We start from the raw sequence: 26,479 nt of genomic DNA, 5'->3' as shown, positions 1-26,479 counted from the left end.
TAGCATGAAGAAAATACTTTTTTTAATTATTATAAGCGCATTATTTTCTTGTGAAAAATTAACAAAATCTGCTTCTGATCTTATAACTAAGAATGATGAAAGCAAAACTTTTGGCAGATATCATACAATAAAGCAAGAAAACATTAAAGTGTATTTACCCGAAGAATTTGAATTTATTACATTGAAAGATTATAAAAATTTAGTAAATAATTCAAATGACACCTTATTTAAAAAAAGAGAAATTGAAAGATTAGATATTTTAGAGAAAAGCAATCAAAATATTTATTTTTTTGAGCATATTGAATCTGGAAGCATTTTAAATATTTTACCGACGAAATATGTTTTATTCAACAAACAGGATGCAACTTACATGCTTTCAATTGTTAACAGTATCACAAAACAAAATTCACCAGAAGGAACAAATCTAGAAAATATCGCAGCAGAATTTAAAAAAAGTAATAATAAACAAATTTTTAAAGCTATTTATAAATTCAGGATTCCTGGTCATGAAATAGATTATTACAAATATGTATATTTTATTAGTCATAATAGGAAAAGTGCATTATTAAATCTAGAAACTCCGATATTGACTAATTTTGATGAATATATATTCAAAATGAAATTGTAAAATAGTTTTAGAACTATGAGAAAAGATATACAACATTTAACTTTGGAGAAATCCAAAAACTTGAAACCTGAAACGTTAAACTTGGAACAAAAGTTTACAACTGCAGAAGGAATTGAAGTAAAACCAACTTACACTAAAGAAGACATTTCCAATTTAGAACATCTTGGTTTTGGAGCTGGTTTTGCACCAAATTTACGCGGACCTTACGCTACCATGTACGTTCGTCGACCTTGGACTATCCGTCAGTATGCGGGATTTTCAACTGCGGAAGAAAGTAACGCTTTTTACAGAAGAAACTTAGCGGCTGGACAAAAAGGATTATCAGTTGCTTTCGATTTAGCAACACACAGAGGCTACGATTCTGACCACGAACGAGTGGTGGGTGATGTTGGAAAAGCCGGAGTTGCGATTGACTCCGTGGAAGATATGAAAGTACTTTTCGACCAAATTCCGTTAGGTGAAATGTCGGTTTCAATGACTATGAATGGTGCGGTTTTACCTATTATGGCATTTTACATCGTAGCTGCGGAAGAACAAGGCGTTGCTCCTAACCTATTATCAGGAACGATTCAGAATGACATTTTGAAGGAATTCATGGTGCGAAATACCTACATTTATCCACCAACACCTTCGATGAAAATTATTGCGGATATTTTCGAATATACGAGTAAAAACATGCCAAAATTCAACTCGATTTCGATTTCGGGTTACCACATGCAAGAAGCGGGAGCTACTGCTGATATTGAATTAGCATACACTTTAGCAGATGGTTTGGAATACATTCGCACTGGTTTAGCGGCTGGAATGGATATTGATACCTTTGCTCCTCGCCTTTCGTTTTTCTGGGCGATTGGAATGAATCATTTTATGGAAATTGCCAAAATGCGTGCCGGTCGTATGCTTTGGGCAAAATTATTGAAACAATTCAACCCAAAAGACGAAAAATCATTGGCTTTAAGAACGCATTGCCAAACTTCGGGTTGGAGTTTAACCGAGCAAGATCCTTTTAATAACGTGGCTCGAACTGCTATTGAAGCAGCCGCAGCAGCCTTTGGAGGAACGCAATCGTTACACACGAATGCATTAGATGAAGCCATTGCTTTACCAACTGATTTCTCAGCACGAATTGCTCGTAATACCCAAATCTTTTTACAAGAAGAAACCAAAATTTGTAAAACGGTGGATCCTTGGGCAGGAAGTTATTATGTAGAAAGTTTAACGGCTGAAATTGCTGAAAAAGCTTGGGCATTAATTGAAGAAGTAGAAGAATTAGGTGGCATGACCAAAGCCATTGAAGCTGGAATTCCAAAACTAAGAATTGAAGAAGCTGCTGCGCGTAAACAAGCGCGTATCGATAGCAGTCAAGATATTATTGTTGGGGTGAATAAATACCGTTTGGAAAAAGAAGATCCGTTACATATTTTGGATGTAGACAACCAAATGGTGCGCAAACAACAAATTGAACGTTTAGAACAAATTAAAGCGACTCGTGACAACACTAAAGTTGCCGAATGTTTAGCAAAATTAACAGAAAGCGCTAAAAATGGTGGTGAAAATTTACTATCTTTAGCAGTAGAAGCAGCACGAAACAGAGCTACATTAGGCGAAATTAGTGATGCTTTAGAAGTAGTTTTTGGAAGATATAAAGCACAAATTAGAAGTTTTAGCGGCGTGTATAGTAAAGAAATTAAAAACGACGAAAGTTTTGAAAAAGCAAAACAATTAGCCGACGCTTTCGCGAAGAAAGAAGGTCGTCGTCCTCGTATTATGATTGCGAAAATGGGACAAGACGGTCACGATCGTGGAGCAAAAGTAGTAGCTACAGGTTATGCCGATGTAGGTTTTGACGTAGACATTGGTCCGTTATTCCAAACGCCACAAGAAGCAGCCAAACAAGCGGTTGAAAACGACGTACACATTTTAGGCGTTTCTTCTTTAGCGGCGGGACACAAAACCTTAGTACCACAAGTCATTGAAGAACTAAAAAAATACGGAAGAGAAGACATTATGGTAATTGTTGGCGGTGTAATTCCTGCACAAGACTACCAATTCTTATTCGACGCTGGAGCTGTAGCGGTTTTTGGTCCTGGAACTAAAATTAGTGATGCAGCGATTACGATTTTAGAGGTTTTATTGGAGGAGTAAAGTTGTTCATCTAGTATAATTTAAACCTGACAGGTTTTTGAAACCTGTCAGGTTTTCTTTTGGCAAAATAATATTTTTACATACATTTGTAATTATATAAACGCCAAACAATCATGATACAAGCCTTACAACATGGTAACTATTACCACATTTACAATCGTGGAATAAATAGTACAACGTTATTTAAAGAAAAAGACAACTACGAACATTTCCTTAAACTTTTCGAATTACACATTGAACCAATTGCAGAAACTTTTGCATGGTGTTTAATGAAAAATCATTTCCATTTTATAGTACGAATAAAAGAAACTTCTGAAACTAATTTAGAAAAGAAAATTACTCCTTCACAATCTTTTTCAAATCTTTTCAATGCCTATACAAAAGCTTTCAATAAGAAATATAACCGACATGGTGCCTTGTTTGAAAGGCCATTTAGGAGGAAACAAGTTAACTTTGACAACTATTTACAAAACGTAATTGCTTACATACACAATAATCCTGTTCATCACAAAATTTGTTCACACCCAATAGAATATCCTTGGAGTTCTTACATTTCTTGTTTATCTGATAAACCAACGAAAATTAAGAGAACAGAAGTTATTGCATGTTTTGGAGATTTAGAAAATTTCAAATATGTACATCAAGAAAAAGGAAACTATTTCGCAATTGAAAATTTATTGGGAATTTAATTTATGTTAACGATTTAAACCTGACAGGTTTTTGAAACCTGTCAGGTTTAATACCGTATAAAACACCAGCAGAAATGTTGGTGTTTTTTATCTAAATTTCTTTAATTCCGATTTTAATAAAAAAATCAAATGTACCATCATACATAAAGTCCGGCCTTGTTGAATCTTCATTATTCCCGTTCGGAATATAAATAATCATGCCTTGCCTTGCTCTTGTTAATAAAACCCTATAAGAATTAATCAAATATTTTATTCTTTCAGTATTACTACAATTCTTCCAAGTTGTTCCTGTAAATTTTTTATAATTCCATTGATTATTATTATAAAACAAATCACCATCCCAAGCAACACAAGTCCAATCTAATTCTAATCCTTGAATATCAAATTCTGTCGCAACTTCTTCCAAGAAGTATGATGAACGAATATCTTCCTTCTCATTTAAAAACCAAATTGGCGCATCAATTTTAGCTTTTACATTTAATCCAAAAGGTCTTAATCGAATAGCTCCTGACGACGCAATAATTCCTGTTCTTTCTGTCCCTTTTGCTTGTTTTTTGAGCCAGTTTTTTGCTTTTTCTAAATCTCGAGTTATTCTAATTGGATACTCTTTTTTAATAAACTCTTGATAAATATTATTTGCCTTTATAATATCATTATTTATAATTTCTTGAATAAAACTTGATAATTGAGCGCTTCTAAATGAACGCAAGGAAACAGATAAATGAAGTTCATCTTTTCTTACCGCACATTTACTTTTTAAAATTTCCAAGGCATTATTGTCCTTTATATAATTATCATCTTCTATTATTTTTGATGAATAATAAATATCCCAATCTTTGAATTTATCTTCAAAAGGTCTTATCCATTCTTCTAAACCAGCTTCACCAGTATTTATTTCTTGTCCTCCTCCAATCAAACAGACAATTGTACACCAATCTTTATGCCTGTCCATAACTTCAATTAAAAACTCAGGTTCAGATTTATTAAACTCTGAATTCCCTTTATTTCTTTTCATAAAACTCGATGCTTGTTCCTTTGTCCAAGCTCTTTGAGCTTCATCGAATATTGTTACTTTTTCAATTGGCGCTTTGTCGTCTCTTAAAGATGCATCTCTAAAATGATGGATATTTTGTATAAATGATTTAACTTGAGATTTAGCATTATCTTTTGATAAATATTCTCCATTTTCCTTCGAAGTTTTCACTTTGTCTCTTGCCAAAGCTTCTCTTAGAACATCAACCAATGGTCCATTTCCTGATAGAAAAACAGCATGTTCTTCCTCTATATAATTTGAACGAATATTCGCGATATTTAAACCTGCTAATGTTTTTCCTGCTCCTGGAACTCCTGTAATGAAACAAATCGATTTTTTATTATTCCTTTTTGAAAAATCAATTATTTCTGAAATACAATTTGAAGTTACTGATAAATTTTCAGCACCAGAATCACTTCTGGAAATTTCTGAAACATTATGTTTTTTATATAGAGCCGTAGCAGCTTCAATAATTGTTGGAGTTGGCTTGTAAATAGATTCTTCCCAAAACTTTATATCTATCTTCTCAAAAGATTTCAAATTTTGTAAAGTGTTATTAATTATATCCTTAAGATTAGAAGAATTTGCAAAAATAGTCTGATACAAGCAATCCAAACTTTTTGAATATGTATTTATAACTGAAGGAGCTTTATCGGCAATTAAAATTGGAATTAAATTTTTATTATGACTTCCTTCATGAAAATTATTCAAGTCTAATCCATAATCAAAAGCTTGTTCTTTAGCTGATTTATCATAAATATCAGAACCAATTTTAAATTCTAAAACAAAAATACAATTATCAATAATTAGTATATTATCAACTCTTTTTCCCATTCTTGGGATTGTAAACTCAAAATAAATCTTTCCACTAAATGTAGAAATAGATTGTTTTAAAATTTCAATTTGCTTTTTCCACGCATTTGATTGCTGAATAGTCAACTTATTCAAATCGTAATTTCCAGAAATTTTTCCGTAAATTGAATTAACATCCTCTTTGATAAATCCTTCAATAGAATTTGAGTAGTACGACCTATTCATCGAATAAATCTTTAATTTTTACATCAAGAGCTTTGGCTAATTTTTCAACTACTTCAATGGAAACATTTCTTTCTCCTTTTTCTATTGTAGGCAAATATGTTCTGTCAATTTCAGCTAAATTAGCTAATCTTTCTTGCGACAAATTTTTTGCTTTTCGCAATTCTTTTACTTTGAGACCAAATTTCTGCTTAATATTCATAGCCTCAAAGTTTAAAAAATGAAGACTACTAAACAACGGAGTATTGTCTACAAAAATAAAATTAGAATTTACTTCACACCTTCCACCGCCATCACACCTTCCAAAAAATCAATACTTTTCACTTCTTCAAAAAAGTCAATTTCGGTTTCGTGAGGTAAAAAATCGGAGATGATGCGCACGATAAAATCTTGTGGTTTTTTCAAAAATTTAAAGGTGTAATCTTCCATATTTACAACCGTTTTTTCGGCTAAATCGGTTGTTCTTACAAACTTGTCGGAAGTTAAGGAAGACAAACAAGGTAAATTTAATTTTGGCTTTTCGGTAATGATGGGTTTTCCGTTTTCAAACAAGCCGCCTTCGTAACCGTATAGCGAAGCATTGGTAATTTCGATAGGTTTTCCTAAATGCAAATAATCGGGTAAATGGGCTTCTTTTCCTACCACAGCAGCAAAACCCATTAACACACAAATATCGTGTGGTGGCATTTGCATCATCGCCTTAGCCGTACTTTCACGACCAATTCCAGAAACGATTACTTCGTACGTATGATTCAAATTCGGAATTCGAGCTAAAGCGTTTAGTACTTTTTCTCGCTCAATTTCCATTGGGGTTAAGATAATTACTTTCAAAATCTTAGAATTAAATCACAAAATAAAGTAATTTAAAGAAATTAGAGCGTGTATATTTTTTATATTTTTGAAAATAATAAACTTTAAAATAGAATTTGCTTTTTTAAGTTTTAAACCACATAGAAATATAGACATTCGTAGACTTTAAAAGTCGTTTCACTTTGCAATAGGAATCATAGCTATATGTAACAATTAATTGGCTATAACTGCCTTTTTACCTATGTTTCTATGTGGTTAAATTTTATCAATAGGGAAATGAAGTAAAGGTATTTCAAAATGACTAAATTTGTATTTAAGTATGAAAAACAAAGAATCCATTACAATAATTACCGACAAAAAAATTGGCGCAACATTAAGAAAAATGGTTACTCTAACAGATGAAAATCGTAAAATTATTGTTTCAAAACTGAATAAAAATCGAATAAATCGGGAATAAATTTAATAAGCTTTTTCGTTTTCACTAAATTATATCATGTCAAAACTACCAAACATAACTACTAGCATATTTTCCGTAATGTCGCAATTAGCGAACGAGCACGGAGCCATTAATTTATCGCAAGGATTTCCGAATTTTCCTGTTGATTGTCGTTTGTTGGATTCTGTAAAGCAGTTGCTTCATGAAAATGTGCATCAGTACACGCCAATGGCTGGTTTGCCAATACTTTTGGAAAAAATTGCCCAACAAACCCAAAAGCAATACGGCAGAAAAGTAAATCCCAATACAGAAATTTTAATCACTGCTGGTGCCACACAAGGTATTTATACCGCAATTAACGCATGGATTCAAACGGGTGATGAAGTCATTGTACTTGATCCGTGTTACGACAGTTACGAACCTTCAATACTAATGGCTGGAGGAAAAGCTGTTCATGTAGCATTAAACCCTGATTACACGCCCAATTTCAACCAAATTGAAGCTGCTATTTCTTCCAAAACCAAAATGTTAATTATCAATAATCCGCATAATCCAACAGGAAAAATTTGGAACGAACAAGATTTTGAAGCTTTGGAAACCATTTTGGACAAGCATCCACAAATTATCTTGCTTAGCGATGAAGTTTATGAATACATTTCGTTTGCACAACCGCATATTTCTTGCAACAGTCGCGAAAAATTAGTTCACAAAACGGTTGTAGTTTCTTCATTTGGAAAATCGTTACACATTACGGGTTGGAAAATGGGTTATTTAATTGCTCCAGAAAACCTACTCAACGAAATTAAAAAAGTGCATCAATTTTTGGTTTTCAGTGTGAATAGTGTTGCGCAAAATAGTATTGCAGCTTATTTGGACATTGTAAATTTGGAAGAAGTAAAAGCGATGTACCAAAGAAAAAAAGAATATTTCAGTAGTTTGTTGCAAAACAGTAAACTCCAACTTTTACCTTGCGAAGGCACGTATTTTCAAGTGGTAGATTACAGCACCATTTCGAAACAAAACGATGTGGATTTTGCCAAAGAATTAATCACAAAACACGGTGTGGCTGCTATTCCAATTTCGGTCTTCTACGAAAACAAAACCGATTACAAACGCTTGCGATTCTGCTTCGCTAAAACCGATGAAACTTTGGAATTAGCCGCGGAAAAATTGAATCGAATTTAGGGTTATTGTGACACAAAGTTTCGCGAAGTTTTACACAAAGTCTCACGAAGATTTTTATTTTTTTAACTCAAAATTTAATCTTTATCTTCTAATTAAAAATCTGCGAATCTGCGGTAAAACGCGCTTCGTCCACTTGCCAATCAAGTGAAACGCTCTGCGAAACTCTCTCAGCATAATCTAAATCAAAAAAACTCCGTGAAACTCTGTGTAAAACTTTGTGTGACTTTGTGCTATAACTTTTCAAGAACAAGTGCAAGAGCAAAAATCAACTTCGAACTTCAAACTTGAAACAAATAATCCAAAACCAAAAAACCCTTTCAAATCAACCAAATACAACTTTAAAGCATTGTTAACAATTTTACCTTGAAAAAACCATAAATAATTGTATTTTTACCACTTAAAATTTTTATTTATCAAATGGGTAAAATCATTGCAATTGCCAATCAAAAAGGTGGCGTAGGAAAAACAACCACTTCGGTTAACTTGGCTGCTTCTCTTGGTGTTTTAGAAAAAAAAGTATTGCTTATCGATGCAGATCCGCAGGCGAATGCTAGTTCGGGTTTAGGAATTGATGTAGAAAGTGTGGAAATTGGAACCTACCAAATTCTTGAACACAGCAATACTCCAGAAGAAGCCACTATTCCGTGTTCAGCGCCTAATGTTTGGGTAATTCCATCGCATATTGATTTAGTTGCGATTGAAATTGAGCTTGTTGATAAAGAAAATCGCGAATACATGCTCAAACAAGCATTGGAAAGCATCAAAGACAAATACGATTATATCATAATTGATTGCGCGCCATCATTAGGATTATTAACATTGAATGCCTTAACAGCAGCTGATAGCGTAGTGATTCCTATTCAGTGCGAGTATTTTGCATTGGAAGGTTTAGGAAAATTATTGAATACTATAAAAAGTGTGCAAAAAATCCACAATCCAAATTTAGATATTGAAGGATTGTTGTTAACCATGTACGATTCGCGTTTGCGTTTGTCGAACCAAGTGGTGGAAGAAGTTCAAAAACACTTCAATAACATGGTTTTTGAAACGATTATCCAAAGAAATATCAAATTGAGTGAAGCGCCAAGTTTTGGTGAAAGTATCATCAATTATGACGCAACAAGTAAAGGTGCTACCAATTACTTAAGTTTGGCAGAAGAAATTATTAAGAAAAACCAATAATAGGAAAAGATGACAAAAGCGGTAAAAAAACAAGCCTTAGGACGAGGATTATCAGCTTTATTAAAAGATCCAGATAACGATATCAAATCGGTAGAGGATAAAAATGCAGATAAAGTTGTTGGAAGTATTATCGAATTAGATATTGAGGCTATTGAAATTAACCCGTTTCAACCTAGAACCAATTTCAACGAAGAAACTTTACAAGAATTAGCCACTTCGATTAAGGAATTGGGTGTAATTCAACCTATTACTGTTAGAAAATTAGATTTCAATAAATACCAATTGATTTCTGGAGAACGTCGTTTGCGCGCTTCAAAATTAATTGGAATGAAAACTATTCCAGCTTATATCCGATTAGCTAATGATAATGAATCATTGGTTATGGCGTTGGTAGAAAATATCCAACGTCATGATTTAGATCCTATTGAGGTGGCTATTTCGTACCAAAGATTAATTGACGAAATTAAACTTACGCAAGAAGAATTGAGTGAGCGCGTAGGAAAAAAACGTTCTACGATTACCAACTATTTGCGTTTGTTGAAATTAGATCCAATCATTCAAACAGGAATGCGTGACGGATTTATTTCAATGGGTCACGGTAGAGCTTTGATTAATATTGACAACCAAGATGTTCAAAGTGATATTTATCATAAAGTGGTTACCCAAAATCTTTCGGTTAGAGAAACAGAAGCTTTGGTAAAAAACTACCAAGACAGTTTAAAACCAAAAGCAGCCAAACCAAAAGGAAACAACTTCGAAATCAAAGACGACGAAAAGAAAGCATTTGCTAACTATTTCGGAACAAAAGTGGATGTAAAAGTTGCTGGAAATGGAAAAGGAAAAATCACCATTCCATTTCATTCGGAAGAAGATTTCAATCGTATTTTAAAACTAATAAATTCGTAGTGAAAAAACTTCATTACATACTAATCGTTTGTTGTTTTTTGCTAAGTTTTTCTAGTAATGCACAAGAAGAACTTTCAATTGTTACAAAAGATACACTTAGAGCTTTCATCAACCCGAATGCGCCTGCAAAAGCCGCTTTTTATTCTGCTATTTTACCAGGATTAGGACAAGCGTACAACAAAAAGTATTGGAAAATACCTTTAGTATATGCTGGTTTAGGAGCTGGTGTATACTACTATACATGGAATCAAAAAAAATACCATGAATTTAGAGACGAATACAAAAGACGCCTAGACGGAACCTCCGATCCAAATCATCCTATTTACGGTGATGTTGATAACGACCGATTGATTCGAGCGCAACAATTTCACCAAAGAAACAGAGATTTATCAGCCTTAATTACCGCTGGAATTTATATTTTGAATATTATTGATGCTAATGTTGATGCGCATTTATTGCAGTTCAACGTGAATGAAAATTTATCTATTAGTCCAGACATTCATCACAATCCAATTGAAAATAAATTCAATACTGGGTTGCGACTCTCATACGAATTTTAACAACTCTTTAGCTAACAATACTAACATTAGCCATACTAATAACACATGAAAATTGCACTTTTAGGATACGGAAAAATGGGAAAAGTTATTGAGCAAATTGCTCTTGACCGCGGACATGAAATTGTGCTAAAAAAAGATCAAAACAATACGTTTGACGGATTAGAAAATGCCGATGTTGCTATTGATTTCAGTATACCCGATAGTGCGGTAACTAACATTTCCACTTGTTTAGAAAATGGAATTCCAGTGATTTCTGGAACAACAGGTTGGTTAGTTGATTACCAAAACATGGTGGATTTATGCCAAAAAAATAACGGAAGTTTCATTTATGCTTCCAATTTTAGTTTGGGCGTGAATGTATTTTTTGAATTGAATGACTATTTAGCTAAAATGATGGCAAACTTGAAACAATACCAAGTTTCCATGGAAGAAATTCATCATACACAAAAGTTAGATGCTCCAAGCGGAACCGCAATCACATTAGCAGAAGGCATCATAAAAAATACGAATTATACCCAATGGACATTAGAAAGTCCAAAGGCAAACGAAATACAAATTGAAGCCAAAAGAATAGAAAACGTACCTGGAACACACAGCATTTTTTACGACAGCACTGTAGACCAAATCGAAATCAAACACACGGCACATAGTCGTGAAGGTTTTGCTTTAGGAGCAGTTGTAGCCGCAGAATGGTTGGTAGGGAAAAAAGGTGTTTTTTCAATGAAAGACGTCTTAGGAATTTAATTAATTGTTTATAGTTTATTGTTCGTGGTTGCCAACTATCAACAATAAACAACAAACCAAAAACATAAAAGAAAATGGAATTATCATCTTGGTTACTTTTCATCTTACTAGTTCAATTGATTCATGGAATCGGAACTTGGAAATTATATATTGCTGCAGGTAGAAAACCTTGGGGAGCTTTTATTCCAATTTATAACGGCATTGTTTTAATGCAAATCATCAACCGACCAAAATGGTGGGTTTTATTGCTTTTCATTCCCATTATCAACTTGTTCATTTTTCCAATAATCTGGATTGAAACGTTACGAACATTTGGTAAAAAATCAACTGTTGATATGGTTTTGGGCGTGCTAACTTTTGGTTTGTACATCGCTTATGTGAATTACACACAAGAAGTGACTTATCATGCGAATCGTGATTTGCAAGCACCAAACAAAACTATGGACACTGTAGGTTCGTTAGCATTTGCTATTGTAGTGGCGACTTTTGTTCACACGTATTTTATTCAACCGTATACGATTCCAACTTCCTCTTTGGAGAAATCATTATTGGTGGGCGATTTCTTATTCGTTAGTAAATTTAATTATGGAGCAAGAACACCAATGACAACGGTTGCTGCACCAATGGTTCATGATACATTACCACTTGTAAAAACAAAATCATATACCAAATTTCCGCAATTGCCTTATTTCCGTTTGCCGGGTTACCAAAAAATCGAGCGTAATGATATTGTAGTTTTCAACTGGCCAACGGATACGGTTCGTTTTTTTGGAGATAGAACGAGTGTTGGAATAAGGAAACCAATCGATAAAAAATCAAACTATGTAAAACGTTGCGTGGGAATTGCTGGTGATTCCATCAAAATTGTTGACGGAATTGTTTACAACAATAACGCCATTTTGAAAATGGAAGATCGCCAAAAAGTGCAATATTCGTATAAAGTTGCGATTGACGGCAAAACTCCAATCAATTTTGAATATTTAATTGCTGATTTGAATATTACGGATGGTGCTTATCAAATTGCGCCTGATACCATTTTATTCAGAGCATTAACAAATGCTGGAGCTGAGCGTTTGAAAAATGTTCCTGGAATTACTTTAGTACAAAGAAATGTTTCGCAAGAAATCGAGAGAGCTATTTTTCCACATACAAAAGCTTGGAACGTTGATAATTTAGGTCCAATTTACATTCCAGAAGCTGGAAAAACGGTTACTTTAAACAAAGAAACCTTACCGTTTTATAAAATGGTTATAACGGAATATGAAAAAAATAAGTTAGAAGTTTCTGGTGATGTAATTAAAATTAACGGTCAAGAAACCAATTCTTATACGTTCAAGCAAAATTACTATTGGATGATGGGTGACAACCGTCACAATTCGGAAGATTCGCGTTATTGGGGATTTGTTCCTGATGATCACATTGTAGGAAAACCTATTTTCATTTGGATGAGTATTGATGGAATCAACGATGGAATTAAAAACTGGAAAATCAGAGGAAGTCGTTTGTTTACAACTGTTTCTGGTGATGGCGAACCGCAATCCTATTTCAAATATTTCCTTATTTTATTGGGAATTTACTTTGTAGGCGATTATTTTTGGAAGAAAAAGAAAAAAGAGAAAGAACTTAACGACCTATAATTGTAAATGGAAATTCTTTTATATCCTACTTATTTTCCTTCAATTAGTCACTATGTGGCTCTATTGCAAGCTTCATCTATTACTTTTGAAGTGGAAGATAATTTCCAAAAACAAACCAATAGAAACCGAATGTACATTTATAGTCCAAACGGTGTTCAGTTACTTAACATTCCAATAAAACACAGTAACGAAGCACATCAAAAATATAAAGATGTTCGTATTGAAAACGATTTTGGTTGGCAAAAAAATCACTTCAAATCGTTAGAAGCTGCTTATCGTACTTCGCCTTTTTTTGAATATTTTGAAGATGATTTTCGTCCAATATTTGAAAAGAAACACGAATTTTTAATGGACTTAAACTTTGAAATTTTCGAACTTGTTAATTCGGCTTTAGGTGTGCAATTGCCTTTTGAAAAAACAACGGAATATTTTCATGAAGTTCCCAATAAAACCGATTTCAGACCATTGGTAAACGGAAAAAAAGATACTTTCGTAAACGAACCTTACACCCAAGTTTTTGAAGAAAAACACGGATTTTTACCTAATTTAAGTGTTTTGGACGTTTTATTTAACGAAGGAAGACACGCGGTTTCCTACTTAAAAGCGCAACAGCTTTAGTCTCTTTTGAATTCCAAACGTGTCATTAATGGGAAATGATCGCTTAACTTAACTTGATCATTGGTTCGGAAATCTTTTACTTTAATATTATCGTTTACGAAAATATAATCAATTCGCGCTGGATAAAATTTGAAGTTATAGGATTTACCAAAACCTGTTCCAGCTTCTTCAAAAGTATCATTCATGTTGTCTTTGATGTTGCGATATACGTAAGAAAACGCACTGTTATTCATATCGCCACAAACAATTTTTGCATACCTACATGAATCATAATGTGCTTTCATTAGTTCAGATTGCAATTGTTGTTCTTTAAAAGCATTGCTAATCCTTTTGAAAATGAATTTTGACTTATTTTCATCTAAACGTTCGTGAATATCCGTGCTAATTTTAATCGATTGCAAATGCATACTATACACTCGAACGGTGTCTTTTTGGTTCACAATATCCGCAAAAATTACATTATTACTCGAATTGGGAAACGTGATTTCACCCGTATTTACAATCTCAAATTTGGAATAAATCGCTTGTCCGTATTTGTTGCGATTGCCGTGTAAAACGATGTGTTTATATGGAAAATTCCGTAGACGAACGGCATCATTTGGCGAATATTCTTGCAAACATAAAATATCCGGATTATAATCTTGAATAACATCGGTAATTTGTTCGGGAATATTTTTTTCTGGAAGCCATTCGTACAAATTGAACAAACGTACATTGAAACTCATTAGTTTGAATTCGTGTGAAGATTCGGGTAAGTTAGTTTCAGAAAATTTATAAAACTTACTAATAAAAGTAAAGCCAATTAATAAGACAACCGCCGATAAAAACGCTTTTTTCTTCAATTGTAAAACCCAAATCATAAAAAAGATGAAGTTTAAAATGATGAAAAGCGGCATCAAAAGCGTTAAAACACTCAAAAATGGAAATAATTTGGGTGCCAAAAACGGCAAAATATAAGCAAGAATAGTCAGTAAAGCCAAGACTTTATTAAAAAAGAACGCAATTTTACTAATCCATGATTCTTGTTGCATTTACTTTCCTGCTTTGAATAAATATTGTTTTTCTTCTTTGGTCAAACTATCGTAACCCGATTGACTGATTTTATCTAAAATAGCATCAATTTTCTTTTGATGCATGTCTTTTTCTGTATTAGAAAATGAACTTTTGGTTGGATTCGTATTGCGATGTACTTTTTTGAAACTGTGTTTTGGTTTGGGTTTGGACCAGTTTTCAACAACATCTTGCAATTTTGAAATTCCTTTTGATAAATCGGTTCCTTGTTGCAACAATTTAATGTAAAGATAACCAAAAATTGCTCCGCCCAAATGCGCAATATGTCCGCCCGTATTTTGTATTGGTAATTGAATCAAATCAATAGCTAAAATTACTGCCGCAACATGCCACAACTTTACTATTCCAATCAGTGGAATTCGCAAACTCATATTTGGTGCATAAGTGGCTGTTGCAATCAAAACCGCCATAATAGCTCCGCTAGCTCCAACTAACTGTGACGACATTCCCAACAAAAAATACGACAGTAAGTACACAATTCCAGAGAAAATTCCACCTAAAATAAAGAGACCAAATAATTGTCGCCCTGTGAAATAGGTTGTAAACAAACGTCCGGAAAAGTTCAAAACAATCATATTGAATAACAAATGTAAAAACCCACTATGCAAAAACACATACGTAAAAAGTGTCCATGGGTTTTGACTAAAAACAGAAAGATTAGAATGTAACGCTAACCAATTCGGTAATGCAAAATATCCTTTTGTAAACTGATAAAAAAACACCAAGGATAAAATAAAAATACCCACATTCCAGAAGATTAGTTTTTGTACTATTCCTCCAGTTTTGTATTGTAGTTTTAAATCGTTTATAAAATTCATAGTTCAAAAATCAAGTGCAAATTCAAAAATCAAGTGCAAACTTCAACAAAAACTCTGTGAAACTTTGTGTAATAAATCTTCCATAAGCCTTCGACTCCGCTCAGGGTGACAAAGTGGTCATCAGAGATTCAAAGATTATTTCAATTTCTCTATCTGTGTTCCCAAAAAAAATCAAAATCAAATTCAAAAATCAAACTCAAGGACAATTGTTTTCGCTTCGCTCAAATGTTTTGCCTACTTCATAGGAGATTCCTCGTAAACTCGGAAAGACAAAGTAGAAGAAAAAATCCAAATCAAGTCTATTCTCTAACTTCTAATCTCTATCTACTAAAACCCATCACCTATCACCCATCACCTACTACCTATCCCACCTATTATTATCAAACTGGTTTTTCTTCCAATACCACATCATGATAAATCCAAATAAAGCACCGCCTAAGTGAGCAAAATGTGCAATTCCTGTTCCTCCGCCAAAAAGAGAACCGCCGTTTAATCCTAAATACAAATCGATTAGCAATAAACCTGGGACAAAATATTTCGCCTTAATTGGAATTGGAATAAACATTAATGCTAATTCTGCATTTGGGAACATAAATGCAAACGCTACTAATAATCCGTAAACGGCTCCTGATGCGCCAACGGCTTTTCCGATGTAGGATTGAATCATTTGAGTAAAATCACTTGGATTCATCATTTCTTGCCAACGTGTATCAAATTTTTCTTGTGCCAATAAGGAAACAATTTCTGATTTATTAATTCCTTCCGAAACTAAAAAATCCAATCCTTGATGATATCCGTAATAATTAACTGCTGAATGCACCAAAGCAGCACCAATTCCACAAGAAAAGTAGAAAAATAAAAACTTTTTACCGCCCCAAAAATGTTCCAAAGCGCTTCCAAAGGAAACTAATGCAAACATATTAAAGAAAATATGCATCAATCCGCCATGCATAAACATATGCGTAATCGGTTGCCAAAGACGGAATTTATCACTTTCAAAGTAATGCAACGCCAGAATTTCTGTTGCTTCTGGCACTAAAAAGCTTCCTACAAAAAATATTATATTAATGATTAGCAAGTGCTTAACCATGTCTGTCATTGGCATCATATCGTGAATTTTTTATCTATGTCTTCCACACTAATCGTGATGAAAGTAGGTTTATTAAAAGGGGAAACATTGGGTTCTTTACAAGCAAACAAACTGTTTACCAAATTTTCTTGTTCCAATTCGGTCAAATACGTTCCTGTTTTTACAGCTATACTTTTGGCCATAGATTTGGCAACACCATCAAATAAGGAAAAATTATTCTCGGGTAACTCGTTTTGTAATTGGGCAATTAATTCTTCAAAAACTATCCCAACTTCACTTTCTTGAATATGAATGGGAATTCCTGAGATTTGGATGTTGTCATTTCCATTGGTACCAAAAACAAATCCAGTGCTTTCTAACGAAGGTTGCAATTCTTTTACGAATGCCATTTCTTCATGAGAAAAATACAATTCCAAAGGAAATAACAATTGTTGACTCGACGCTTGTTGTACCGTAATATTCGTAAGAAATTGTTCGTACAAAATGCGTTGGTGCGCTTTGTTTTGGTCAATTACTAACATTCCTGATTTTATAGAACTTACGATGTATTTCTTGTGAATTTGATAGGTTCTTGAAAACGTATTTTCATTGGCTGAATCATCAAAAAGTTTACTAGTAACTGGCTCACTTTCGAAAGAAATAGAAGCCACTTCTTCCGTATCTTGACGTAAATCGACATACAAACTTTCCCAACTTGCCGAATTTTCTCGTTTACTAAAACCATCCGAATACGTTTTAAAAGACGCTTTCTTAACTGGTGTTTCCGTTGCAAAAGGATTAAAATTAGCATCCACTTGAATTAAGGGCGAACCAATTTCTTTGTCTTTGTAATCGTAAGGTGTGTCCAAAGTAGCATCGCGTTCAAAATCTAGCACTGGCGCTACGTTGAACTGTCCTAAACTATGTTTTACTGCCGCTCTTAAAATGGCGTAAAGCGCTTGTTCATCGTCAAATTTAACTTCCGTTTTTGTGGGATGAATGTTGATATCGATCGTATGTGGCGGAACGGTTAAATACAAGAAATAACTAGGTTGGTTGCCTTCTCGCAATAAACCATCATAAGCACTCATAATTGCATGATGCAAATAACCGTTTTTGATGAATCGGTCGTTTACGAAGAAAAATTGTTCGCTTCTACTCTTCTTAGCAAATTCGGGTTTACCAATAAATCCGCTAATTTGGATAATTTCAGTCTCTTCACTGATTGGAACTAACTTTTCATTGGTTTTACCACCAAAAACATTAACTATTCTTTGACGATAATTGCTCGATGGTAAATTAAAAACTTCGCTTCCGTTGTGAATTAGCGTAAAATAAATATTGGGATGCGCTAAAGCAATGCGTTGGAATTCATCAAAAATATGACGCATTTCAACGGTATCCGATTTCAGGAAATTGCGACGCGCTGGAATATTAAAAAATAGATTTTTGACCAAAAAAGAAGTTCCTTTAGGCAAAACTGCAACATCTTGCGTTACAAATTTACTTCCTTCGATGATGATGTGTGTACCTAATTCTTCTTGATCTTGTTTGGTTTTTAGTTCTACGTGAGCAATAGCAGCAATTGATGCTAATGCTTCTCCACGAAAACCTTTGGTATGCAAATCGAATAAATCTTCTGCGTGACGAATTTTTGAAGTAGCGTGACGCTCAAAACACAAACGTGCATCAGTAACACTCATTCCTTGTCCGTTATCGATAACCTGAATTAAGGTCTTACCAGCGTCTTTAACGATTAATTTGATATCGGTAGCTTTGGCATCGATGGCATTTTCCATAAGCTCTTTTACCACAGAAGCAGGTCGTTGCACGACTTCTCCTGCAGCAATTTGGTTTGCCACGTGATCCGGTAACAGTTGAATGATACTAGTTGCCATTATTTTCTTTTAAAAATTGAAAAATCAAAATCGATGATAAAGAGAAAAATGAGCAACAAAATACCAACAATTATCAATACTCTTCTATTAGCTTCTTTATTTTGATTTGTTCTAAAATCACCTAAAGCTTTAAAAAATTTTGTTTTCAAACCACTATCTGAACCAACAGTTACACGAAATTCATCAAACTTATGTTTCATTTCATAAGGACTCCCTTCACCTTCGTAAAAACGAGGTTGGTAACTGAATTTTTTATTTTTTCTCTTTCCTAAAAGTCCCATTGCGCTGTGATTTATTCAATAATAAAAGTTTCTAAATAATAAATTCCAATCAACAATAATACCAATAATAGCAATAAGACTTTTATTGATATAGTGGTTCTCGATTTTCTGCTTTTTTTCTGCTCTTTTGTCCAACTAGATACAAACGTATCATCAGTTGAAGAAATAGCAGTTTTAGTTTTTGTTGAAAAACGAGGTTGATACGTAAAGGTTCTATTTTTAGTTTTTGAAAGCAAATTAATTCTATTTAAATCTTTTGAAGAATATTCAAAATTAAGGATTTTTAAACTTTTATACTACAATTTTTTGTTAACAAAAAATCCCGACTAACATCGGGATTTCGGTATAGTTTTCAACAGTTTGAATTATCCTTTTCTATTCAAATCAACCATTTTGATAGCTGCAATAGCTGCTTCAACACCTTTATTTCCATGTTTTCCACCACTTCTATCTATAGATTGTTGCATATTGTTATCTGTTAACACACAGAAAATCGTTGGAATATCATACATTAAATTCAAATCTTTCATGCCTTGCGTAACGCCTTCACAAACAAACTCGAAATGCATCGTTTCGCCTTTGATTACACAACCAATAACGATTATGCAATCTAATTCTAATTTTTCGTGCATTTGTTTGGCACCAAAAATCAATTCAAAACTTCCTGGCACATTCCATCTAATGATGTTTTCTTGTAAAGCACCACAATCGGTCAACGCTTGAACAGCGCCGTTGTACAATCCTTCTGTAACTTGTTCGTTCCATTCTGAAACAACAATCCCAAACCGAAAATCTTTCGCATTTGGGATTGTGTTTTTATCGTATTGTGATAAATTTTTATTTTCTGTAGCCATATTATTCGGTCATCAAGATGTAAGCATCAATATTTGCTGCTTCTCTTGAAGTTTCGTATTTTTCTTTGATTTCTACAAATAATTTATTAGCTTCTTCTTTTTTATTGTTCAATAACGCCAATTGAGCCGCTTTGAATAAAAATCTTGGAGAAGTATAAATATTATCATTTTTAGCTGCTGCTTTTTTGTAATTTGAAATAGCATCATCTACTTTGTTTAACTCAGAATAAGCATCACCTAAAGCTCCTAAAGCTGTAGCTCCAATTACCGCATCACTAGATTTGAATTTCAACAAATGAGTTTCAGCATTTTTAAAATCACTCAAATGCATAAATGACATTCCTGCATAATAGTTAGCTAAATTTCCTGTTTTAGTTCCAGAAAACTCATCAGCAATTCCAACAAAACCTAATTTCCCTTCAGCACCATTCAATGCTAATTTAAATAAAGAATCAGCAGTAACTGGATTAGAAATAGCATCGTTAAAAAACTCTTGCGATTGGAACATAATAGACATTGCTTCTTCCTCTTTAGGCTCTACAATAAACTTATTGTACATTAAATAACCTACAGTAGCAAATGCAATAGCTCCAACAATTCCTAAAATAACTTTTTGGTTTTTAGCTACCCATTCTTCAGTTCTTGAAGCGGTTTGATCTAAAGTATTAAAAACATCTTCTGTGGTGCTTTCGCCTGATGCTACAACTTCATCAAATTCGTTATCAATTGAATCTTCAACTTCTGGTTTTGGGCTTTTGTAACCTCTTTTGTTATATGTTGCCATTTATGTTAAATTTATTAAGAGGTGCAAAAATATAATTTTTATTCAAAATTAAAAGTTCTTTTTACGGTTATTTTTTATTTTACTACTACTTTTGCAAAAAAACATTCCTAAAAAGTGACTTTAAAGCACCTAACATTACTAAACTACAAAAATATTAGCAATCAATCGTTTGATTTTGATAGCAAAATAAATTGTTTTGTTGGGAAAAACGGAGCTGGAAAAACCAATATTTTAGATGCCATTTATCATGTAGCATACGGAAAAAGTTATTTCAATCCACTAGCTTCGCAAAACATCAAACATTTGGAAGAGTTTTTTTTGATTGATGCACTATTTGAGAAAAATGACAAAGAAGAAAAAATTGCTTGTAGTTTAAAAAGAGGGCAAAAAAAAGTCATCAAACGCAATAACAAAGTTTACGAAAAACTATCGGAACACATTGGATTAATTCCATTGGTAATTATTTCGCCATCTGATAGTGACCTCATCATTGAAGGTAGTGAAACCCGAAGAAGCTTTATTGACAGTGTTATTTGTTCGTTGGATCAAATGTATTTGAACCAATTGATTCAGTACCAAAAATTAGTAAGTCAGCGTAATGCGCTTTTGAAATATTTTGCTGCTAATCAAACATTTGATAAAGACAATTTAGCTATTTACGACGAACAATTAATTCCTCTTGGAACACTTATTTTCGAAAAAAGACAGCAATTTTTATCCAATTTTGTACCCATTTTCCAAAAGTACTACACCTTAATTTCAGATGCAGCTGAGAATGTTTCGCTTCACTACCAATCACAATTATTGGAACATGATTTTGCAACCCTTTTGAACGACCAACTCCAAAAAGATAAAATTTTACAATATACCAGTGCTGGAATTCACAAAGACGATTTGATTTTTGAAATTGAAGGTTATCCGATTAAAAAATTTGGTTCGCAAGGCCAACAAAAATCGTTTTTAATTGCGCTGAAATTAGCACAATTTGAATTCATAAAAGAAAAGAGTGGCGAATTACCGATTCTACTTTTCGATGACATTTTTGATAAATTAGACGAAAGTCGCGTGCAAAAAATTGTCGCTATGGTGAATGATGCTGTTTTTGGACAAATTTTTATTTCAGATACACATGCTGAGAGAACAGAAAATATAATAAAATCAACACATCAAAGTTATTCGATATTTCCATTGTGAAGATAAATTGAGAAGATAGAAGATTGAAGTTAGAAGTTAGATTTTCGGATTTTCAGATTTTGGAATTTTGAATTTGGAATTTGTTCTTGAACTTGATTTTTGTATTTGATTTTGACTTTCAATTAAACATTTTAATAATTCCCACTTTAATACTACATTTGAAAAAAATTATTCTGTGATGGAAATTCAAACCAATTTTTCTTTAAAAAACTACAATACTTTTGGTATTTCAGCAACTGCTAAATCCTTTATTTCTGTTACTTCTGAAGACGAATTAAAAACCGTTTTACAACAACAGCAAGACATTTTTATTTTGGGCGGCGGTAGTAACATGTTGTTAACCAGAGACATTGAAAAAACGGTTGTTCATGTAAATTTAAAAGGAATTGCTGTTACCAAAGAAACTGAAGATTACGTTTGGGTTACAGCTCAAGCTGGTGAAAATTGGCATGAATTTGTACTTTGGTGTTTGGAAAGAAATTTTGGCGGATTAGAAAATTTATCACTAATTCCGGGGAATGTTGGCACTACTCCTATTCAAAATATTGGCGCTTACGGTGTTGAAATTAAAGACACTATGGTAAGTTGCGAAGCAATTGCTATTAAAACGCAAGAAAAACGAGTTTTTACCAATGCTGAATGTGCCTTTGAATACCGTGAAAGTATTTTCAAAAAAGAATTGAAAAATCAATACATTATAACAGCTGTAACGTTCCAACTAACAAAAAAGAAGCATCAGCTAAAAACTTCTTACGGCGCAATTGAAGCGGAACTGCAACAGAAAAACATCAGCAATCCAACCATTCAAGAAGTTAGCCGAGCGGTAATTGCCATTCGTCAGAGTAAATTACCTGATCCAAAAGAATTAGGAAATAGTGGAAGTTTCTTCAAAAATCCGATTATTCCAAGAACAACTTACGAAAAAGCCTTGCAAAACTTTCCTGAAATGCCACATTACAAAGTTTCGGAAGAATTGGTAAAAGTGCCAGCAGGTTGGTTAATTGAACAAGCAGGATTTAAAGGAAAACGCTTTGGCGACGCAGGAATTCATAAAAACCAAGCTTTAGTTTTGGTAAATTATGGTAATGCAACTGGTGCTGAAATTGAAGCCGTTTCAAAAGATATTCAAAAAACAGTTTTAGAAAAATTTGGAGTTGCTATTGAAGCGGAAGTGAATATTATTTGATGACGGAAGTTGGTGATGGTTTTAGAAGATAGAAATTAGAAGTTAGAGAATAGACTTGGTTTTGTCATTCCGAGTTTACTAGGAATCTCCTATGAAATAGGTTTTTATTTAAGCGAAGCGAAAACATTTGTCCTTGAGCTTGATTTTTGAATTTGTACTTGATTTTTTTGGGAACACAGATTAAAGAAATTTAAACAATCTTTAAAATCTTATATGAACTTATCAACGTAATCAAAGTAAACTTTAAAAAACTTATATGACTTATATGGTTAATTTTGGTTTCAAGTTTTAAGTTTCAAGTTTCAAGTTTTGGAACGCGGATAAAACGGATTTGACGGATTTTCACTGATTTTAATTTTGAATAATTGTCCGCTAAAGCGGAAGCAGATTGATACGGATTTTTTTTGCAATCGAAAACCGCTACTGTGACTAATTTTGGAATTTGGAATTTGAGCTTGAATTTGAACTTGATTTGAATTTTCTTTTGTAAATTTGCACTTTAATTCTAAAGAGATGAAACTAGCGATACTTACCATGGGACTTTTAGCGCTTGCTGTAGCAGGAATTGCAATCAAAATTTGGTTGAAAAAAGACGGAAAATTTTCAGGAACTTGCGCTAGTCAAAGTCCGTTTTTGAATAAAGATGGTGAAGCTTGTGGCTTTTGCGGAAAAACACCTGATCAATTTAAAGATTGTAACGAACCTTCTCACTCTTAATCGCCAATAAATCCGTATGATTTTTGATATTCTACTCCTTGGATTAGTTGCTGTTGTACTATTTCAACTGATATATTACATTTTTATTTTTGGCAAATTTAGTTTCGCTAAAACAGAGACTCTTCCCAAAAAAAATATTCCTATTTCAGTAATAGTATGCGCCAAAAACGAAGCGGAAAATATCAAAAAATTCATTCCTCTTTTGGTGAACCAAGACTATCCAACTTTCGAATTGGTATTGATAGATGATGCGTCAAGCGATGAAACGCGCGAATTATTCGAAGAGTTTGAAAAACAATATGCCAATGTAAAATTGGTAAAAGTAGATAATAACGAAGCTTTTTGGGGCAATAAAAAATATGCTTTAACCTTAGGAATTAAAGCCGCCAAATACGAATACTTACTTTTTACCGATGCCGATTGTTACCCAACATCAAAACATTGGATAAGCAACATGAGTGCTAATTTCACCATGAAAAAAACCATCGTTTTAGGCTATGGTGCTTATGAGAAAATTAAAAATTCGTTTTTGAATAAAATCATTCGTTTTGAAACTCTTTTGACAGCGACTCAATATTTTGCTTGGGCTAAAATTGGCAAACCTTATATGGGCGTTGGTCGTAATTTAGCTTACAAAAAAGAAGAATTCTTCCGAGTGAGAGGCTTTATGGATCATATGAAAATTCGTTCAGGCGATGATGATTTATTTGTGAACCAAGCCGCTAATGGTAGCAACACAACTATCTGTTTTTCACCTGAAAGTTTCACTTACTCAGAACCAAAAAGAACCTATAAAACTTGGTTCAATCAAAAAAGGCGACACGTTGCCACAGCTAAACATTATAAAGGATTTGACCGTTTTCAATTGGGATTTTTTTATATCATTCAATTCTTGTTTTTTGTTTTAGCTGCTGTACTTTTAGCTTTTCAATACCAATGGATGATAGTAACTGGAATTGTAGTTCTTAGATATATGTTCACGTGGATTTCATTAGGATATGCTGCTGGAAAATTAAAAGAAAAAGATGTGATGTATTGGTACCCAATTATTGAAATTTTTCTTATCTTCACACAATTGAACGTATTCATTACCAATATTTTTGCAAAACCTGTACATTGGAAATAACATCAGAAATTATTCAAAAAAACATTGCTAAAGCAAAATTGGGTGACCAAGTTGCCTTTACTTTTTTATTGGATTTTTTTTGGAACGAAGTATACGGTTTCATGCTCAAACGCACCGAAAACGAAACCGATGCCGAAGATATTGTCATAGAAACCTTTGCAAAAGCTTTTGATAAAATTGCTACTTATAATCCGGAATTTGGATTTAACACTTGGTTAATTGCCATTGCAAAAAATGTGCATATCGATATGCTTCGAAAAAAGAAAACTTCTCTTTTTATTGATATTACCGAAGAAGACGAACACCAAGCATACAGCGTAGTTGACGACTCTAATTCTGCAGAAGACGAATTGATTATCGAACAAAATTTAGCCCAATTACTGCAATACATCAAACAATTGAAACCTGCATATCAGGAAGTGATTCAAATGCGTTACTTTCAAGAAATGACATACCAAGAAATGGCAGAATCTCTGGAAGAGCCGTTGAATAATATTAAAATAAAACTGTTACGTTCCAAAAAACTTCTTTCAGAAATAATTACTTCGAGCGAGAAAAAGAAATCTAAGTAAGAATTTTTATATTTGACCCAAATCCAAATGAGGTCATGAACACTTTTACTACGCAAGAAAAACTAAAACATTTATTCTCTTTACCTGTAATTGTTGCCGCACTAGGCTACTTTGTAGATATTTACGATTTATTACTTTTCGGAATTGTTCGTGTACCCAGTTTAGAAACTTTAGGCGTTGATGTTAATGTAGCGGGTTCGACTATTCTAAACTATCAAATGATTGGATTGCTTTTAGGCGGAATTATTTGGGGAATTTTTGGAGATAAAAAAGGAAGACTTTCTGTTTTATTTGGCTCCATTTTAGTGTATTCATTAGCTAATATTGCTTGTGGTTTTTTACCTCATTTTCCTCAAGAACATATTGTAGAAATTTATGCTGCTTTGCGTTTTATTGCCGGAATTGGACTTGCTGGTGAATTAGGTGCAGGAATCACATTAGTTTCCGAATCTTTACCCAAAGAATTAAGAGCTATTGGAACTTCCATTGTAGCTGGATTTGGTTTATTGGGTGCTGTTGTTGCGCAATTAACTGTTGAATTAGCTGGCGATTGGACTATTGCTTACTTTGTTGGTGGCGGACTTGGGTTGTTACTGCTATTCTTGCGAATTGGTGTTGTAGAATCAGGAATTTATAAAGATATTCAGGAAAAATCAGATGTACAAAAAGGCAATTTTTTATTGTTTTTCAACAATTGGAATCGTTTTGTTAAATACATCAAATGTATCGCAATAGGTTTACCAACATGGTTTTGCATTGGAATTCTCGCTGTTATGGGAAATCAATTTGCACCTGCATTTGGCATTGACTCCATCGATCCAGGAAAGGCTATTATGTGGGCTTATATTGGAATTTCAGCTGGAGATTTCGCTAGTGGTTTTATTTCTCACGCGTTAAAATCACGAAAAAAGGCAATTTTTTACATGATGTTATTTACTATAATTGGTGTTGTTCTAATGTTATTTGGTGGAACAAAATCAGAAAACATGTATTACTTTTATTGTACTTGGCTCGGATTGGGAACTGGCTATTGGGCGATGTTTGTAACGGTTGGCGCAGAACAATTTGGAACCAACATTAGAAGTACCGCAGCAACCACAATTCCAAATATGGTTAGAGGATTGTTACCCGTTATGCTCATTAGTTTTGATTATTTAAAAATCGGAAACGGTGTAATTGTTGCAGCTGCCATTGTTGGTTTCGTTGTATTTGCCATTGGAATTTACGCTACATTAACTGTTCCTGAAACACATAATATTGACTTGGATTTTGTTGAGTAATTATAGAAATACAAAACAAAT

Annotated in this window: 28 protein-coding genes; 17 read left to right on the top strand and 11 right to left on the bottom strand. The window is 33.3% G+C overall.

The features are described 5' to 3' along the window. The first annotated feature begins 4 nt into the window (after positions 1 to 4). The 3 genes from DPN68_RS05085 (at position 5) to DPN68_RS05075 (ending at position 3,462) form a co-directional block, all read left to right on the top strand. Entirely contained in the window at positions 5 to 628 is a 624-nt protein-coding gene (locus tag DPN68_RS05085) for a hypothetical protein (RefSeq protein WP_113988569.1), read from the top strand. Between the two features lie 15 nt (positions 629 to 643). Further along, positions 644 to 2,773 carry a methylmalonyl-CoA mutase gene (scpA, locus tag DPN68_RS05080; RefSeq protein ID WP_113988568.1) on the top strand — a complete coding sequence of 710 codons (2,130 nt, stop codon included), beginning with the start codon at positions 644 to 646 and terminating at the stop codon, positions 2,771 to 2,773. Positions 2,774 to 2,886: 113 nt separating this feature from the next. Beyond that, complete coding sequence (locus DPN68_RS05075; protein ID WP_113988567.1) at positions 2,887 to 3,462, top strand: transposase; 576 nt, start codon at positions 2,887 to 2,889, stop codon at positions 3,460 to 3,462. A gap of 91 nt (positions 3,463 to 3,553) precedes the next feature. On the opposite strand, the gene DPN68_RS05070 is transcribed toward DPN68_RS05075, so the two are convergent. From DPN68_RS05070 to DPN68_RS05060, 3 genes are all read right to left on the bottom strand, one after another. After that, entirely contained in the window at positions 3,554 to 5,443 is a 1,890-nt protein-coding gene (locus DPN68_RS05070) for a DUF2075 domain-containing protein (RefSeq protein ID WP_239987021.1), read from the bottom strand. A gap of 82 nt (positions 5,444 to 5,525) precedes the next feature. Next, complete coding sequence (locus DPN68_RS05065) at positions 5,526 to 5,732, bottom strand: helix-turn-helix domain-containing protein (RefSeq protein WP_113988565.1); 207 nt, start codon at positions 5,730 to 5,732, stop codon at positions 5,526 to 5,528. A gap of 68 nt (positions 5,733 to 5,800) precedes the next feature. Beyond that, complete coding sequence (locus DPN68_RS05060; protein WP_239987016.1) at positions 5,801 to 6,361, bottom strand: hypothetical protein; 561 nt, start codon at positions 6,359 to 6,361, stop codon at positions 5,801 to 5,803. A 298-nt stretch (positions 6,362 to 6,659) separates the two neighbouring features. Between DPN68_RS05060 and DPN68_RS13160 the strand changes: the two genes are divergently transcribed. From DPN68_RS13160 to DPN68_RS05025, 8 genes are all read left to right on the top strand, one after another. After that, positions 6,660 to 6,797, top strand: coding sequence for a hypothetical protein (locus tag DPN68_RS13160; RefSeq protein ID WP_157958499.1), 138 nt, complete (start codon positions 6,660 to 6,662; stop codon positions 6,795 to 6,797). 36 nt (positions 6,798 to 6,833) lie between these two features. Beyond that, positions 6,834 to 7,961, top strand: coding sequence for a methionine aminotransferase (locus DPN68_RS05055; RefSeq protein ID WP_113988563.1), 1,128 nt, complete (start codon positions 6,834 to 6,836; stop codon positions 7,959 to 7,961). Positions 7,962 to 8,378: 417 nt separating this feature from the next. Further along, positions 8,379 to 9,143: a ParA family protein gene (locus DPN68_RS05050; RefSeq protein WP_113988562.1), complete on the top strand. Its 765-nt coding sequence runs from the start codon at positions 8,379 to 8,381 to the stop codon at positions 9,141 to 9,143. 9 nt (positions 9,144 to 9,152) lie between these two features. Further along, positions 9,153 to 10,049 (top strand): ParB/RepB/Spo0J family partition protein, encoded by an 897-nt coding sequence (locus DPN68_RS05045; protein WP_113988561.1) that lies wholly within the window; start codon positions 9,153 to 9,155, stop codon positions 10,047 to 10,049. Beyond that, complete coding sequence (locus tag DPN68_RS05040; RefSeq protein WP_113988560.1) at positions 10,049 to 10,609, top strand: DUF5683 domain-containing protein; 561 nt, start codon at positions 10,049 to 10,051, stop codon at positions 10,607 to 10,609. The genes DPN68_RS05045 and DPN68_RS05040 overlap by 1 nt, the downstream gene beginning before the upstream one ends. A 45-nt stretch (positions 10,610 to 10,654) precedes the next feature. Then, positions 10,655 to 11,353: a 4-hydroxy-tetrahydrodipicolinate reductase gene (gene dapB / locus DPN68_RS05035; protein WP_113988559.1), complete on the top strand. Its 699-nt coding sequence runs from the start codon at positions 10,655 to 10,657 to the stop codon at positions 11,351 to 11,353. A gap of 74 nt (positions 11,354 to 11,427) precedes the next feature. Next, the gene (gene lepB / locus DPN68_RS05030; protein ID WP_113988558.1) at positions 11,428 to 12,990 is read left to right on the top strand and encodes a signal peptidase I; all 1,563 of its coding nucleotides are present in this window, start codon (positions 11,428 to 11,430) and stop codon (positions 12,988 to 12,990) included. Positions 12,991 to 12,996: 6 nt separating this feature from the next. Continuing rightward, positions 12,997 to 13,608, top strand: a complete 612-nt coding sequence (locus tag DPN68_RS05025) for a WbqC family protein (protein ID WP_113988557.1) — start codon at positions 12,997 to 12,999, stop codon at positions 13,606 to 13,608. On the opposite strand, the gene DPN68_RS05020 is transcribed toward DPN68_RS05025, so the two are convergent. The 8 genes from DPN68_RS05020 to DPN68_RS04985 all read right to left on the bottom strand — a co-directional run bounded on the left by DPN68_RS05020 (position 13,605) and on the right by DPN68_RS04985 (position 20,383). Beyond that, positions 13,605 to 14,639, bottom strand: a complete 1,035-nt coding sequence (locus DPN68_RS05020; RefSeq protein WP_113988556.1) for an endonuclease/exonuclease/phosphatase family protein — start codon at positions 14,637 to 14,639, stop codon at positions 13,605 to 13,607. The two genes, DPN68_RS05025 and DPN68_RS05020, sit on opposite strands and share 4 nt — an antisense overlap. Further along, positions 14,640 to 15,497, bottom strand: a complete 858-nt coding sequence (locus tag DPN68_RS05015) for a rhomboid family protein (RefSeq protein WP_113988555.1) — start codon at positions 15,495 to 15,497, stop codon at positions 14,640 to 14,642. A gap of 358 nt (positions 15,498 to 15,855) precedes the next feature. Beyond that, positions 15,856 to 16,605: a rhomboid family intramembrane serine protease gene (locus DPN68_RS05010; protein WP_113988554.1), complete on the bottom strand. Its 750-nt coding sequence runs from the start codon at positions 16,603 to 16,605 to the stop codon at positions 15,856 to 15,858. Then, positions 16,602 to 18,464: a DNA mismatch repair endonuclease MutL gene (mutL, locus tag DPN68_RS05005; RefSeq protein ID WP_113988553.1), complete on the bottom strand. Its 1,863-nt coding sequence runs from the start codon at positions 18,462 to 18,464 to the stop codon at positions 16,602 to 16,604. Before mutL ends, DPN68_RS05010 begins: the two co-directional genes overlap by 4 nt. Beyond that, positions 18,464 to 18,745 carry a riboflavin synthase subunit beta gene (locus DPN68_RS05000; RefSeq protein WP_113988552.1) on the bottom strand — a complete coding sequence of 94 codons (282 nt, stop codon included), beginning with the start codon at positions 18,743 to 18,745 and terminating at the stop codon, positions 18,464 to 18,466. Before DPN68_RS05000 ends, mutL begins: the two co-directional genes overlap by 1 nt. 11 nt (positions 18,746 to 18,756) lie before the next feature. Then, on the bottom strand, positions 18,757 to 18,981 hold the full coding sequence (locus tag DPN68_RS04995) for a hypothetical protein (protein ID WP_113988551.1): 225 nt from the start codon (positions 18,979 to 18,981) through the stop codon (positions 18,757 to 18,759). 129 nt (positions 18,982 to 19,110) lie between these two features. Then, a complete protein-coding gene (ribH, locus tag DPN68_RS04990) occupies positions 19,111 to 19,599 on the bottom strand; it encodes a 6,7-dimethyl-8-ribityllumazine synthase (RefSeq protein WP_113988550.1) in 489 nt (162 codons plus the stop codon). A gap of 1 nt (position 19,600) precedes the next feature. Continuing rightward, entirely contained in the window at positions 19,601 to 20,383 is a 783-nt protein-coding gene (locus DPN68_RS04985; protein ID WP_113988549.1) for a tetratricopeptide repeat protein, read from the bottom strand. A gap of 114 nt (positions 20,384 to 20,497) precedes the next feature. On the opposite strand from DPN68_RS04985, the gene recF reads away from it, so the two are divergent. From recF to DPN68_RS04950, 6 genes are all read left to right on the top strand, one after another. Next, a complete protein-coding gene (gene recF / locus DPN68_RS04980; RefSeq protein WP_113988548.1) occupies positions 20,498 to 21,577 on the top strand; it encodes a DNA replication/repair protein RecF in 1,080 nt (359 codons plus the stop codon). Between the two features lie 175 nt (positions 21,578 to 21,752). After that, positions 21,753 to 22,763, top strand: a complete 1,011-nt coding sequence (murB, locus tag DPN68_RS04975) for a UDP-N-acetylmuramate dehydrogenase (protein WP_262510101.1) — start codon at positions 21,753 to 21,755, stop codon at positions 22,761 to 22,763. Positions 22,764 to 23,276: 513 nt separating this feature from the next. After that, on the top strand, positions 23,277 to 23,480 hold the full coding sequence (locus DPN68_RS04965; RefSeq protein ID WP_113988545.1) for a membrane or secreted protein: 204 nt from the start codon (positions 23,277 to 23,279) through the stop codon (positions 23,478 to 23,480). A 16-nt stretch (positions 23,481 to 23,496) separates the two neighbouring features. Then, positions 23,497 to 24,606, top strand: a complete 1,110-nt coding sequence (locus DPN68_RS04960; RefSeq protein ID WP_113988544.1) for a glycosyltransferase — start codon at positions 23,497 to 23,499, stop codon at positions 24,604 to 24,606. Continuing rightward, positions 24,597 to 25,178 carry an RNA polymerase sigma factor gene (locus tag DPN68_RS04955; RefSeq protein WP_162298399.1) on the top strand — a complete coding sequence of 194 codons (582 nt, stop codon included), beginning with the start codon at positions 24,597 to 24,599 and terminating at the stop codon, positions 25,176 to 25,178. The genes DPN68_RS04960 and DPN68_RS04955 overlap by 10 nt, the downstream gene beginning before the upstream one ends. Before the next feature lie 35 nt (positions 25,179 to 25,213). Then, complete coding sequence (locus DPN68_RS04950) at positions 25,214 to 26,458, top strand: MFS transporter (RefSeq protein ID WP_113988543.1); 1,245 nt, start codon at positions 25,214 to 25,216, stop codon at positions 26,456 to 26,458. The last annotated feature ends 21 nt before the right edge of the window (positions 26,459 to 26,479 follow it).

The organism is Flavobacterium tibetense (assembly GCF_003293845.1).
GTDB lineage: Bacteria > Bacteroidota > Bacteroidia > Flavobacteriales > Flavobacteriaceae > Flavobacterium > Flavobacterium tibetense.
The sequence above is the reverse complement of the archived record's forward strand: the minus strand, read 5'-3'. Positions and strand labels throughout refer to the sequence as shown.